We start from the raw sequence: 12,281 nt of genomic DNA on the forward strand, positions 1-12,281 counted from the left end.
TGGACAGCCGCAGGCTGGCCCTGGAGCGCGCAGCGCGAAGGGGTTCGGCCCATGGATGGGCCGAACAATCCCCCGCGCACGATCACGCTACCAGATGCTCCATCGAAGGGGCGTTTTGCGTATCTGGCGGAGAGAGGTGGTGGACGAACCCTCCGGTTCGACAATTTTGTCTGGAACAAAATTGGACAGCCGAAGGCTGGCCCCGTAGCGCGCAGCGCGAAGGGGTTCGGCCCATGGATGGGATTCACAATCCCCGTACCCTCTACGCTGCGACGCATTCATCGAAGCGAGCTCTTGTTTCGCGGGTTGCGCCCAGGCTTCGACTCGGCGCCTTCGGCGCTACGCCAGGCTCGAACGGTTTGAGGTAAACGCCTGGAGTGAACCCCGAGCGTAGGACGTCGCGCCCAGGCTTCGACTCCGCGCCTTCAGCGCTACGCTCAGCCCGAACGGTTCGGGGAATCAACCCTTGATGTCGAGCTTCTGGCTCGTGAGGCCTCACCCCACCCCCAATCCACGCAACTCCACGCGCTCGCCACCCACCACCAACACCGACCCCTGCTCGTACCAGTCCCCCAGCACGATCCGCTCGGCTGGCTTGCCATCCAGTTCGAAACGATGGATGGCCGGTCGGTGGGTGTGCCCGTGTATCAGTCGGGTCACGCCAGCCTTGCGCATCGCATCGGCCACGGCATCGGCGTTGACGTCCATGATGCTTTCCATCGTGCTGCCGGTGTGCGCCTTGCTGTCGGCGCGGGCCTTGGCGGCGAATGCGCGCCGCGCCTCCAGCGGCATCGCCAGGATCTGCGCCTGCCATTCGGGCGTGCGCACCTGGCGGCGCACGGCCTGGTAGGCGAGGTCATCGGTGCACAGCGTGTCGCCGTGCATCAGCAAGGTGGGTTGGCCCTGGATGTCGTGCACGGTGCCGTCGTCGAGCAGGGTCATGCCGGCGCGGCGGGCGAAGGTTTCGCCGAGCAGGAAGTCGCGGTTGCCGACTATGAAATACACGGGAACGCCGGCATCGCGCACGGCGCGGGTGGCGGCGGCGATGCGCCGCGGAAGTTCGGCATCGTCGTCGTCGCCGATCCATGCTTCCACCAGGTCGCCGAGGATGTACAGCGCGTCGGCGCGACGCACTTCGTCGCCGGCGAGGCAATCCTCGAACAGGCGGGTGATTTGCGGGCGCGCGGGATCGAGATGCAGGTCGGCGATGAACAACGTGGCCATGCCGATCAGTTCCCGCCGGACTTCTTCGCCGGCGGCTTGCTGGCCGGCTTGGCGGCGGATGCCGCCTTGGCCGGCGCCTTGGCGCTGCTCGCCGGCGCGGGAACCTCTTCGCCGATCACGCTGGCCTTCTCGATCACCACCAGCGGTTCGGGCACGTCGCCGGCGAACGGGCCCAGCGGGCGGGTGGGAAGCGCGGCGATCTTGTCGAGCACGTCCATGCCCCGGGTCACCTTGCCGAACACCGCGAAGCCCCAGGTGAGGCCGCTCTGGTTGCCGACGAAATCCAGCCGGCGGTTGTCGACCAGGTTGAAGAAGAACTGCGCGGTGCCGGAATTGGGATCGGCGCCGCGGGCGACGGCGATCGTGCCGCGAAGGTTCGACAAGCCGTTGTCCGCCTCGCTGGCGATGGCCGGGCGCGTGCGCTTGGGCTGCAGGTCACGGGTGTACAGGCCGCCTTGCACCAGATAGCCGGGGATGACCCGGTGCAGCAGGGTGCCGTCGTAGAAACCGTCGCGCACGTACTGCAGGAAGTTGGCCACGCTCTTGGGCGCCTTGTCCGGGTACAGCTCCAGCGTGATGTCGCCCTGCGAGGTGTGCAGCAGCACCTGTGGTGGCGCGGCGGCGGGCGCGGCGCTCGATGCCGCCGATGCGGGCTTGGCGGCCTGGGCAGCAGCACCGGGCGGGACGATCAGGAGCAGGGCGATCAGCAGGGACTTGAGCATGGTTCGAACGATCCGGGCCAGCATGCGTGAGGCAAGCGCCCATGATACGCGGCATGGCCTCGGCCTGCCGCGAAAGGGTCGATCACTTTCCGGAAAGGTCCAGCTTCACGCCGAGTTCCGCCATCGGCGCCTTCTCCTGCTGCAGGTCGGCCTCGGTCAGCGGATGCTGCTCGATCCATGCCTGCGGCAGTTTCAGGCGCAGCGAGCGGGTGCCCGCCGCCAGCTGCATCTGCGGCAGCGACTCGGCGCGGCGGGCGCGGCGGAACAGCACGGCCAGGCGCAACAGCGCGGTGATGTGTTTCGCCAGCGCGCGATAGCGCAGCGGCAGGCTGCTGACGATGGACTTGTCCGGCTTGCGCCGATGCAACTCGATCACCGCGGCCAGCAACTCCTGCTCCTGCCGCGAGAAGCCAGCCAGGTCGGCATGGCGCAGGATGTAGGCGCCGTGGCGATGATGGTGGCTGTGCGCGATGGCCAGGCCGATCTCGTGCACCCGCGCGGCCCAGGACAGCCACTCGCGCGCGTCGGCGTCGAGCTTCCAGTTGCGCGCGACCTGGTCGAACAGCATCAGCGCCGTCGCTTCCACCCGGCGCGCCTGGGCGCGGTCGACGCCGTAGCGGGTCGCCAGCGCGTCGATGCTGGCGGTGCGTGGATCGCTGCCGCCGGCACGGCCGAGCAGGTCCCACAGCAGCCCTTCGCGCATCGAGCTTTCGCACACGCGCAGCCGCTCGATGCCCAGCGCGGTGAAGGCCGCTTCCATGATCATCACGCCGCCGGCAAACACCGGCGTGCGTTCGGGAACCAGACCCGGCAGCTTGAGCGTGCCGACCTGGCCCTGCTCGATCAGCGCATCGCGCAGCGCAGCCAGCGCCGCGGGAGTGATGCCGTCGTCGGAAAGCTCCATGGCCAGGGCCACCGCGCCGATCGACTTGGTGGTGCCGGACGAACCGAACGCGTCCTGCCAGCCCGATTCGCGATAGTCCTCCGCGAACTGCTGCAGCAGCACGCCGATCTCGCTCAGGCCGCGCTGCCAGCGCGTCCGGGTGATCTTGCCGCCGGGGAAGAAACGCAGGGTCGAGGCGATGCAGCCGGCCTGCACGCTCTCGGTGTGCAGCGGTGCGAGGCCGCGGCCGATGATGAACTCGGTGCTGCCGCCGCCGACGTCGATGACCAGCCGCGGCTCGCGCGAGGCGGGCAGGTCGTGCGCGGCGCCGAGGAAGATCAGGCGGCCTTCCTCGCGCCCGGAGACCACCTCGATCGGGTGGCCCAGCGCGGCTTCGGCGGAGGTCAGGAAGGTTTGCGGCGAAGCGAGCTGGCGCACGGTGTTGGTGGCCACCGCGCGTACGCGCGCCGTCGGCAAGCCGGCGATGCGCTGACCGAAGCGCGCCAGGCAGGCCAGTGCGCGCGCGCGCCGTTCGGCATCCAGGCTGCCGTCGGCGCGCAGGCCGGCGGCCATGCGCACGGTGTCGCGCAGGCGGTCGATCACCCGCGGCTCGCCATGTTCCATGCGTGCCACCACCATGTGGAAGCTGTTCGAGCCCATGTCGATGGCGGCCATCAGTTCGCCATCGCGGATCGGCGTTTGTTCGACTGCGCTCAATCCGGCGCTCCGGCAATCGCAAAGTGCGGATTCTCGCATGCGTGCGCGCGTTGCAGGCGGCTCACGGGCACAGTCGTTCCAGCAGCGTCTGTTGCGCGTTGTACGGCGGGTTGTCGCCGGGCTCGGCGCGGGTGTAACGGCCGTCGCTGTCGAGCAGCCAGGCTTGGGTGTTGTCGGCAAGGCCGTTGGCCAGTGTTTCGTCGTAGACGCGCGCGGCCAGCTGCGGATCGAGGATGGGGAAGGCGATCTCGATCCGCCGCATCAGGTTGCGCTCCATCCAGTCGGCGCTGGCGCAGTAGATTTCCGGCTCGCCGTCGTTGGCGAACCAGTACACCCGACTGTGTTCGAGGAAGCGCCCGACGATCGAACGTACCCGGATGCGCTCGGAGATGCCCGGCAGGCCCGGCCGCAAGGTGCAGGCGCCGCGCACGATCAGGTCGATCTCCACGCCGGCCTGCGAGGCGGTGTACAGCGCGGTGATCACCTTCGCCTCGTTGAGCGCGTTGAGCTTGGCCACGATGCGCGCCGGTCGCCCCGCGCGGGCATTCGCGGTCTCGCGCTCGATCCGCGCCAGCACGCCGCGGTACAGCGTGAACGGCGAATGCAGCAGGCGCTTCAGCTCGATTACCGGACCCAGCCCGGACAGCTGCTGGAACACCTTGTGCAGGTCCTCGCCGATCTCGGGGTCGGCGGTCATCAAGCCGATGTCGGTGTACACGCGGCTGTTGGCCTGGTGGTAGTTGCCGGTGGACAGGTGCGCGTAGCGGCGCAGCGTGTCGCCCTCGCGGCGCACGATCAACATCATCTTGGCGTGGGTCTTGTAGCCCACCACGCCGTAGACCACCTGCACGCCGGCCTCCTGCAGCCGCGTGGCGAGGCGGATGTTGGCCTCCTCGTCGAAGCGCGCGCGCAGTTCGATCACCACGGTGACGTCCTTGCCGTGGCGCGCGGCCTCCACCAGCAGGTCGACCAGCGGGGTGTCCTCGCCGGCGCGGTACAGGGTCTGCTTGATCGCCAGTACCTGCGGGTCGGCGGCGGCCTGGCGCAGCAGGTCGATCACCGCGGCGAAGCTCTGGTAGGGATGGTGCAGAAGCACGTCGCCCTTGGCGATCACCTCGAACTTGTTCAGGCTGCTGTCCAGCGACGCCGGCAACTGCGGGGTGAAGCGCGAAAACTTCAGCTCCGGCCGGTCCAGCCAGTCGTAGATCAGCCCCGCGCGGATGATGTTGACCGGACCGTCGCAGCGGTACACGTCGCCCTCGCCGAGCTCGAAGTTCTGCACCAGCATCGCGGTGATCGCCTGCGGGCAATCCTCGGCGATCTCCAGCCGCACCGGACGCGCGTAGCCGCGGCCGAGCAACTCCTCGCTGAGGGCGAGCGCGAGGTTCTCGACCTCCGCCTCCTCGACGATCAGCTCGCTGTTGCGGGTGACCCGGAACTGGTACGAGCCGATCACCTTGAGGCCGGGGAACATCAGGTCGACGAAGGCCTGCAGCAACTCCGCCAGGAACACGAAGTGATCGCCCTTGCCGCTGACCTCGGTCGGCACGCGGATGATCCGCGGCAGCGAGCGCGGCGCCCGCACCAGGGCCAGATGGCCTTTGTGGCCGAAGGCGTCGCGGCCCTTCAGCACCACCGCGATGTTCAGCGTCTTGTTGAGGATGCGCGGAAACGGGTGCGCCGGGTCCAGCCCCAGCGGCGACAGCACCGGCAGCACCTCATGCTCGAAATAGCCCTGCAGCCAGCGCTGCTGGCGCGGCGTCCATTGCCTGCGGGTGAGGATGTGGATGTGTTCGTGTTCCAGCTGCGGGCGGATCTGCTCCTGCCAGGCGGCGTAGACCTCGGCCACCAGGTCCAGCACGCGGCTGCGGATGCGCGCCAGCAGCTCGCCGGAGGGGACGCCATCCGGGCCCGGCGCGGCCGAGCCGTAGGCATGGTGATGCTTGAGCATGGCCACGCGCACCTCGAAGAACTCGTCGAGGTTGTTCGCCACGATGCTCATGTAGCGCACGCGTTCGAGCAGGGGCACGCTGGCATCGCGGGCCATCGCCAGCACGCGGAAGTTGAACTCCAGGGCGGCCAACTCGCGGCTGAGGTACAGCTGCGGGGCGGCAAGGTCGACGGCGGGAACGCGGGCGGAAGGTCGGGACATGGCCCATTCTGGCCCATGGCGGTGGGCGATGCATGGTGCGCCTGCGCCCTGTGCACCGGGGCCTCGGTCGCGGGTCAGTCTTCCCGCCAGGCGGAGGTCGGCGCCGCGCCGCGGCAGGAAGGCGCGAGGCAGGTTCCGAACGGTTGCACCTGCTGGCGGCTGTCGGGATTGTCCTTGGTCTCGATCTTGCGCTTGCGCAGTTCCAGCAGCAGCGGCGTCAGCTCGGTGATGCGGCCCTGGATGCGTGCGCGGGCGTAGTAATCCAGATCGTCGCGCTTGAGCAGGCGTTCGAGCTGTTCCATCGCGTCGAAGGGGCGGCCGGAGTAGTAGCTGGCGTCGGCGAACGCCTCGCCGGCGCGCACGTCGTCGCCGGCCGCGTCGCTCGCGCGGGCGTAGGCGCTGTAGATCTCCGGTTCGCTGGCATCGTCCAGCAAGGGTCGCAGCAGGCTGGCGGCGAGGCTGGCCTGGGCCTTGTCGCCGCCGGCGGTGAGCGCCTGGGCGTAGGCCAGCGCCACGGCGCGATTGCGCGGCGACTGTGCGTTGAGGTCCTGGTAGATGGCCAGCGCCGAGGCGCGTTGGCCGGCCTGCAGTTCGGCATCGGCCAGTGCCAGTTTGAGCACCAGGCTGTCCGGCGCGGTGCGCAACAGGGGACGCAACTGGCTCACCGCCAGGGCCCCGCGACCGCTGCGGGTCAGCGCCAGCGCGTAGCCGTAATGGTTCGCGGGCGTGTCGAATTCGGGCCGGGTCTGCAGGTTGGAACCGTAGTAGGTCGCCTCGCGGGTGGCGTCGCCGGCCAGCACGCGCACGCGCTCGCGCATCAGATTGTAGGTGTCGAGCGGGCCCGGCCTGGGCGCGTCCATCAGCGAGATCGGATCCTTCACGAACGCGATCGGCGCGGTGTGCTGCTGCCACTGCTGCAAGTCCATGACGGCGCCGGACGGGCGCAGCTTCTGCGCCGCGATCAGGGCGCCGGCGCGCGCCTTGGCGTCGCTGATGCGCATGGTGGTCACCGGGTGGGTCTGCAGCAGGGCGGGCACGTCATCGCCGCCGGCACCGGTGCTGAGCACGTCCTGCATGCGCTGGAAAAAGGCTGCCATCGCGTTCGGATCGAAGCCGGACTTGGCCAGAGTCTGGATGCCGACGCGGTCGGCCTCGATCTCGTCCTTGCGGGTGAAGTTGATCGAACGCTGCGCGATCAGGCCCTGGCCACCGGCGAGCACGGCCATCGGGGCGTCGCCGCTGTGGCTGCCGGCCCCGGCGAGGACCGCGCCCAGCATCACCAGGGCCATCAGCGGGGCATCCTTGCGCGAGGCCTCGAACGCGCGCTGCAGGTGGTTCTGGGTGATATGGCCGATTTCGTGCGCGATCACGCCGGCCAGCTCGCTTTCGTCGCGGGTGATGACGAACAACCCGGAATTGACCGCGATGTAGCCGCCCGGCGCGGCAAAGGCGTTGATCTCGGGATCCTTCACGATGAAAAAGGTGAAGTGATCCTTGGGCTTGTCGGAGTTGGAGGCCAGCCGGTGACCCAGGTCGTTGATGTAGTCGTCCAGCAGCGGGTCGTCCACCACCATGTCCAGCGCGCGCATCTGGCGCAGCATGGAGGCGCCGTAATCCTGCGCCTCCTGCGGCGAGATCAGTGCGTTGGCGGAGCTGCCCAGGTCGGGCAGGCGCACGTCATCCTGCGCGCTGGCCGCGCAGGCGAGGCCGGCGCAGATCAGCGCAGTGAGGACACGCCGGGTGGGTCGTCGTGGTGTCATGTCCATGGCTAGGGCGTGGGCGGTAGAAATCTTTCGAGGCGAAAAAGTGGCTGCGTGAGGACAGATTTTTGACGATCCGCCGGCCCATGGTGGTTCCATGGGCCAAGAATCGGCAGAAATATGGACCGCGCAGACGCTTTTGCAGCCCGGAAGATTTCTACCGCCCACGCCCCTGAGCGACAATAGCATTTTGACCGCCCCGGGCGGCGTCGGTTCCCGCCTTGCCTCGCGCCCGGGCGCCCCCATCTACGGGGCGTTTCCCAATGCTTTTGCGGAGTGTCGTGATGTCGAAGATCGAGGTGTATTCCACGGCGGTATGTCCTTACTGCGTGGCCGCCAAGAACCTGCTGAAGGCGCGCGGGCTGGAGTGGACCGAGGTGCGCGTGGATACCGATCCGTCCCAGCGCGAGGCCATGCTGGCGCGCAGCGGCGGGGCCCGCACGGTGCCGCAGATCTTCATCAACGACCACCACGTCGGCGGCTTCGACGAACTGGCGGCGGCCGACCGCAGCGGCAAGCTGGCGCAGTTGCTGGAGGCGGGCGCATGAGCGACAAGCTGGCTGAATTCACGGCGTTCCGCCAACGCATGAACGAGCGCATCCTGGCCGAGGACAACCAGGTCGTGCGGCGCTTCTTCGCGCTGGACACGCAGACCTACAAGGCCGGCGCGCTGGACGTGAAGACCAAGGAGATGCTGGGCCTGGTGGCGTCGATGGTGCTGCGTTGCGACGACTGCATCAGCTACCACGTGGCCCAATGCAAGGAGGCCGGCGTGCAGCGCGACGAGTTCTTCGAAGTGTTCAGCGTCGGCCTGGTGGTGGGCGGCTCGATCGTGATCCCGCACCTGCGCCGCGCGGTGGATTTCCTGGACCAGCTGGAGAACGGCGAGTCCGCCACGTCGGAATGCGCCGACCACGCCTGAGATGCCGGCGGCCCGCCCCGGGCATGCGGCTTTCCGCAATGCTCAGTGCGAGGATTTGCAACGGCTTTTCCCGGGTATCGGCTGTCCGGCAACGGCCGCATGGGCGATAATGAGCGGTCTTGACGCGCGCTTTATGCGCTGCGCGCATGCGATCAGCCCCCAAGGAGTCCCCCATGAACAACACCATCGCCGTGATCCCGGGCGACGGCATCGGCCCGGAGATCATGACCGCCACGCTGCGCGTGCTCGACGCGCTGGACTGCGGCCTGAAGTACGACTTCGTCGACGCCGGCATGGTCGCGCTGGAAAAGCACGGCGACCTGCTGCCCAAGGCCACGCTGGACAAGATCGCCGAACACAAGGTTGCGCTGAAAGGCCCGCTGACCACGCCGATCGGCGGCGGCTTCACCTCGGTCAACGTGACCCTGCGCCGGCACTTCGACCTGTACGCGAACGTGCGCCCGGCGGTGAGCTTCCCCGGAACCAAGTCGCGCTACGAGAACATCGACATCATCACCGTGCGCGAGAACACCGAGGGCGCCTACCGCGCCGAGGGGCAGACGCTGTCGGAAGACGGCGAGATCGCCGAGTCGGTCGCGCGCAACACCCGCAAGGGCAGCAGCCGCATCGTGCGCTACGCCTTCGAGCTGGCGGTGAAGAAGGGCCGCAAGAAGGTCACCGCCGTGCACAAGGCGAACATCCTGAAAACCAGCTCGGGCCTGTTCCTCAACGTGGCGCGCGAGATCGCCAAGGAATATCCGCAGATCGAGTTCAACGAGATGATCGTGGACAACACCTGCATGCAGCTGGTGATGAACCCGTACCAGTTCGACGTGATCGTCACCACCAACCTGTTCGGCGACATCCTGTCGGACCTGTGCGCCGGCCTGGTCGGCGGCCTCGGCCTGGCGCCGGGCGACAACATCGGCGAGCACGCGGCGATCTTCGAGGCGGTGCACGGCTCGGCGCCGGACATCGCAGGCAAGGGCATTGCCAACCCGTGCGCGCTGCTGCTGGCCGCGGCGGACATGCTCGACCACCTGGACATGGTGGCCAAGGGCGACAAGCTGCGCGCCGCGATCCGCGACACCATGACGAATGACCGCGACAGCGTGACGCCGGACATCGGCGGCAAGGGCAACACGGGCAGCTTTGCCGACGCGATCATCAAGCGCCTGGCGGCCTGATTCGCGGTCTGGTTGAGAACAAAGCCGCGGGCATGCCGCGGCTTTCTTCGTTGCGCTCGCGCGTCAGTGCTTCGCTGGCTGGTAGCTGCCCGGCTCGACCTGCGACGGGATCGCGATGCGGTTCCAGCTGTTGATCAGGACGACCGCCATGTTGAGATCGACCAGTTCCTGCTCGCTGAACTGGGCGCGGGCCTCGGCGTGGATTTCATCGGACACGCCGTGGACCGGGTCGAGGCGGGTCACCGCCTCGCACCAGGCCAGCGCGGCGCGCTCGCGGGGGCTGTAGAACGGCGCCTCGCGCCACGCCTGCAGCACGTACAGGCGCTGCTCGGTCTCGCCGGCGGCTCGCGCATCCTTGCTGTGCATGTCCAGGCAGTAGGCGCAGCCGTTGAGTTGCGAGGTGCGCATCATCACCAGTTCGATCAGGCTTTGTTCGAGGCCGGATTTCCTCACATACTCGGCCAGCGCGAACAGGGGTTTCACGGCGTCGAGGTGTTGGTTGACGTTGAAACGAGGCATGGGTGTTCCTTTGCAATGCGGCCGGGATTGGCCATTCAATGCAAGGACGCGGACCTCGCTGCTTTCGTGACGGCTTCCAGACGAGCGAGTTTGCCGGGATGGCGCAAGGCGTGCATCGCGGTGATGCGTTCGCCATCGGTGTCGATCCAGCTGGCCGCGACCAGCGTGTCGTCGCACCAGCTGAACAGGGCCGGCGCGCCGTTGAGCAGGTGGATTTCGTGGCGCACGCCGTAGCGCTGTTGCTGCCGCGCGATCTGCATGTACAGCCGTGCCAGTCGCTCGGCGCCGTGCAGCGGGTGCAGCGTGGCACGGGCCAGTCCGCCGCTGTCGGCCACGTGCAGCGCGTCTTCGGCGAACAGGGCGTGCAGGGTTTCCAGGTTCGGCTGCTGCAGCGCCTGCAGGAAGCGTTCGAGCAGGCGTCGCTGCGTGTCGACGTTCGGCATGGCATGGCGCGGACGATCCTCGCGCAGCCGCTGCCTGGCCCGATGCACGCGCTGACGGCAGGCGTCCTCGCTGATCTCCAGCATCGCGGCGGTTTCGGCGTGGCTGTAGTCGAACACCTCACGCAGCAGGAAGGCGGCGCGTTCGTCGGCGCTCAGCCGTTCCAGCAGCACCAGGAAGGTCAGCGTGAGGCTTTCGGCGCGCTCCAGTTGCGCCTCGGGTTGCTCGGCATCGACGGTCAAGGGTTCCGGCAGCCACGGCCCCGAGTAGTGCGTGCGTTCGGTCTTGGCGCGGCGCAGTCGATCCAGTGCGATGCGCGTGGTGACGGTGACCAGCCAGGCCTCCGGATCATCCAGTGCGTCGGTGTCCTGCGCGTGCCAGCGCAGCCAGGCGTCGTGCAGCACGTCCTCGGCGTCGGCGGGCGTGCCGAGCATGCGGTAGGCCAGGCCGAACAGGCGCTGACGGTGCTGCTGGAACAGGGCGGTTTGCGAGTCCATGAGGCGCTCCGGTGGAGGGACGCTGCCAGGACGCACGGATGGAGCGAAACGTGACTGCTAGCGGAAGATCGGCCAGGGCGCCAGGAAAATCAGCCACAGCAGCACGAGGATGCCGACGTACTTGCCGGCCTTGTAAAGCTTCTTGTGCCGCCGCTTGAACGCGGCTTTCCACTGGTGCATGGCGCCCTTGCGCTGGCTCCATGCGTACAGGCGGTTGACGAAGCCGGTCTTCTCGGTGCCGGCGTCGCTGTTGGGCGAGGCGGTGATCTTGCCCATGAATGCGCCCACGCGATGGTTGATCGCGCCCATCCAGCGCGTGCGCAGCGGACGCTCCACGTCGGCGAACAGGATCACCCGGGTCTGGTCGGTCTTGTTTTCCACCCAGTGCACGAAGGTCTCGTCGAACACCACGTCCTTGCCGTCGCCCCAGGCGTGTTCCTCGCCGTCGACGAAGATGCGGCAGTCGCGCGAGTTCGGCGTGATCAGGCCGAGGTGATAGCGCAACGAGCCGGCGAACGGGTCGCGATGCGGGTTGAGCTTGCTGTTCGGCGCCAGCGTGGCGAACATCGCCGCCTTGATGCCGGGGATGGAGTTCAGCAGCGCCACCGTCTTCGGGCACAACGCCTGCGCCGAGGCCAGCGGTTCGCCGTACCACTTGAGGTAGAAGCGCTTCCAGCCCTGCTTGATGAAGCTGTTGAAACTGGCGTCGTCGTTCCGGCTGGTGCCGCGGATGTGGCCCTGGTCGGTCAGGTGCAGCGCTTCGTCGCGGATGGCCTGCCAGTTCGCCTGCAGCAGGTCCAGCTCGGGAAAGCCGCGGCGGTCGAGAATCGGCTTGGCCGGCACCGCCGAGAATGCGTACATCAGCAGGTTGTACGGCGCGAATACCGCCGAGTGGTCCACCAGCTGGCGGTCGAAACGCAGCCGCACCCGCCCGCGCAGATGCACCAGCAGCACGCACAGCACGAAGAAGGCGAACAGGGCCAGCAGGATGAGGCGGGGAGTGAGGATCATGTCGACGCTTGCAACCGTGAGATGACTGCCAGGCAAGCATTCTACTCGTTTGGGCGCTACCGCTGGCGTGGGGATGGCGCGGCCTTCACCTGCTGTGCCCGGGTCAGCTCGACGTGCCGCTGCGGGCTGATCGGTTCAGACACCGGCCGGACGACTCCGCCCTTGTGGCGCAGCGCAGCGATCATGTTGGCGGCGGGGTAGCAGCCGGCGGTGAGGGCAGCCGCGTCGATCGCATGCATGCGATCG

12 protein-coding genes are annotated in these 12,281 nt (G+C 68.0%); 3 read left to right on the forward strand and 9 right to left on the reverse strand.

Annotated elements, in window-relative coordinates:
* Positions 1–495: 495 nt before the first annotated feature.
* The 5 genes from lpxH to B1991_RS16080 form a co-directional block, all read right to left on the reverse strand.
* Positions 496–1,224 carry a UDP-2,3-diacylglucosamine diphosphatase gene (lpxH, locus tag B1991_RS16060; protein WP_136259688.1) on the reverse strand — a complete coding sequence of 243 codons (729 nt, stop codon included), beginning with the start codon at positions 1,222–1,224 and terminating at the stop codon, positions 496–498.
* Positions 1,225–1,229: 5 nt separating this feature from the next.
* Positions 1,230–1,946: a peptidylprolyl isomerase gene (locus tag B1991_RS16065; protein ID WP_136259689.1), complete on the reverse strand. Its 717-nt coding sequence runs from the start codon at positions 1,944–1,946 to the stop codon at positions 1,230–1,232.
* A gap of 82 nt (positions 1,947–2,028) precedes the next feature.
* Positions 2,029–3,546 (reverse strand): Ppx/GppA phosphatase family protein, encoded by a 1,518-nt coding sequence (locus B1991_RS16070; protein ID WP_136259690.1) that lies wholly within the window; start codon positions 3,544–3,546, stop codon positions 2,029–2,031.
* Positions 3,547–3,607: 61 nt separating this feature from the next.
* Positions 3,608–5,698 (reverse strand): polyphosphate kinase 1, encoded by a 2,091-nt coding sequence (gene ppk1, locus B1991_RS16075; protein WP_136259691.1) that lies wholly within the window; start codon positions 5,696–5,698, stop codon positions 3,608–3,610.
* 74 nt (positions 5,699–5,772) lie between these two features.
* Entirely contained in the window at positions 5,773–7,458 is a 1,686-nt protein-coding gene (locus B1991_RS16080; RefSeq protein WP_136259692.1) for a M48 family metalloprotease, read from the reverse strand.
* 284 nt (positions 7,459–7,742) lie between these two features.
* On the opposite strand from B1991_RS16080, the gene grxC reads away from it, so the two are divergent.
* From grxC to B1991_RS16095, 3 genes are all read left to right on the forward strand, one after another.
* Entirely contained in the window at positions 7,743–8,006 is a 264-nt protein-coding gene (grxC, locus tag B1991_RS16085) for a glutaredoxin 3 (protein WP_136259693.1), read from the forward strand.
* The gene (locus B1991_RS16090) at positions 8,003–8,380 is read left to right on the forward strand and encodes a carboxymuconolactone decarboxylase family protein (protein WP_136259694.1); all 378 of its coding nucleotides are present in this window, start codon (positions 8,003–8,005) and stop codon (positions 8,378–8,380) included. The genes grxC and B1991_RS16090 overlap by 4 nt, the downstream gene beginning before the upstream one ends.
* Before the next feature lie 173 nt (positions 8,381–8,553).
* The gene (locus tag B1991_RS16095) at positions 8,554–9,567 is read left to right on the forward strand and encodes an isocitrate dehydrogenase (RefSeq protein WP_136259695.1); all 1,014 of its coding nucleotides are present in this window, start codon (positions 8,554–8,556) and stop codon (positions 9,565–9,567) included.
* Between the two features lie 63 nt (positions 9,568–9,630).
* On the opposite strand, the gene B1991_RS16100 is transcribed toward B1991_RS16095, so the two are convergent.
* The 4 genes from B1991_RS16100 to B1991_RS18795 form a co-directional block, all read right to left on the reverse strand.
* Positions 9,631–10,086, reverse strand: coding sequence for a carboxymuconolactone decarboxylase family protein (locus tag B1991_RS16100; RefSeq protein WP_136259696.1), 456 nt, complete (start codon positions 10,084–10,086; stop codon positions 9,631–9,633).
* A 35-nt stretch (positions 10,087–10,121) separates the two neighbouring features.
* Positions 10,122–11,024 (reverse strand): RNA polymerase sigma factor SigJ, encoded by a 903-nt coding sequence (sigJ, locus tag B1991_RS16105; protein ID WP_136259697.1) that lies wholly within the window; start codon positions 11,022–11,024, stop codon positions 10,122–10,124.
* Positions 11,025–11,081: 57 nt separating this feature from the next.
* Positions 11,082–12,035, reverse strand: coding sequence for an aspartyl/asparaginyl beta-hydroxylase domain-containing protein (locus B1991_RS16110; protein WP_136259698.1), 954 nt, complete (start codon positions 12,033–12,035; stop codon positions 11,082–11,084).
* 56 nt (positions 12,036–12,091) lie between these two features.
* The coding region (locus tag B1991_RS18795; RefSeq protein ID WP_168709686.1) for a hypothetical protein at positions 12,092–12,281 on the reverse strand (190 nt) is incomplete at its 5' end.

Origin of the sequence: Rhodanobacter lindaniclasticus (assembly GCF_004799035.1) — a bacterium.
In the GTDB taxonomy this organism is placed as follows: Bacteria; Pseudomonadota; Gammaproteobacteria; order Xanthomonadales; family Rhodanobacteraceae; genus Rhodanobacter; species Rhodanobacter lindaniclasticus.

What these genes read in the sequence shown, in the direction of transcription:
- lpxH (WP_136259688.1), bottom strand. Translation starts at nt 1,224, where the DNA reads ATGGCCACGTTGTTCATCGCCGACCTGCATCTCGATCCCGCGCGCCCG.
- B1991_RS16065 (WP_136259689.1), bottom strand. Translation starts at nt 1,946, where the DNA reads ATGCTCAAGTCCCTGCTGATCGCCCTGCTCCTGATCGTCCCGCCCGGT.
- ppk1 (WP_136259691.1), bottom strand. Translation starts at nt 5,698, where the DNA reads ATGTCCCGACCTTCCGCCCGCGTTCCCGCCGTCGACCTTGCCGCCCCG.
- B1991_RS16080 (WP_136259692.1), bottom strand. Translation starts at nt 7,458, where the DNA reads ATGACACCACGACGACCCACCCGGCGTGTCCTCACTGCGCTGATCTGC.
- grxC (WP_136259693.1), top strand. Translation starts at nt 7,743, where the DNA reads ATGTCGAAGATCGAGGTGTATTCCACGGCGGTATGTCCTTACTGCGTG.
- B1991_RS16090 (WP_136259694.1), top strand. Translation starts at nt 8,003, where the DNA reads ATGAGCGACAAGCTGGCTGAATTCACGGCGTTCCGCCAACGCATGAAC.
- B1991_RS16095 (WP_136259695.1), top strand. Translation starts at nt 8,554, where the DNA reads ATGAACAACACCATCGCCGTGATCCCGGGCGACGGCATCGGCCCGGAG.
- B1991_RS16100 (WP_136259696.1), bottom strand. Translation starts at nt 10,086, where the DNA reads ATGCCTCGTTTCAACGTCAACCAACACCTCGACGCCGTGAAACCCCTG.
- sigJ (WP_136259697.1), bottom strand. Translation starts at nt 11,024, where the DNA reads ATGGACTCGCAAACCGCCCTGTTCCAGCAGCACCGTCAGCGCCTGTTC.
- B1991_RS16110 (WP_136259698.1), bottom strand. Translation starts at nt 12,035, where the DNA reads ATGATCCTCACTCCCCGCCTCATCCTGCTGGCCCTGTTCGCCTTCTTC.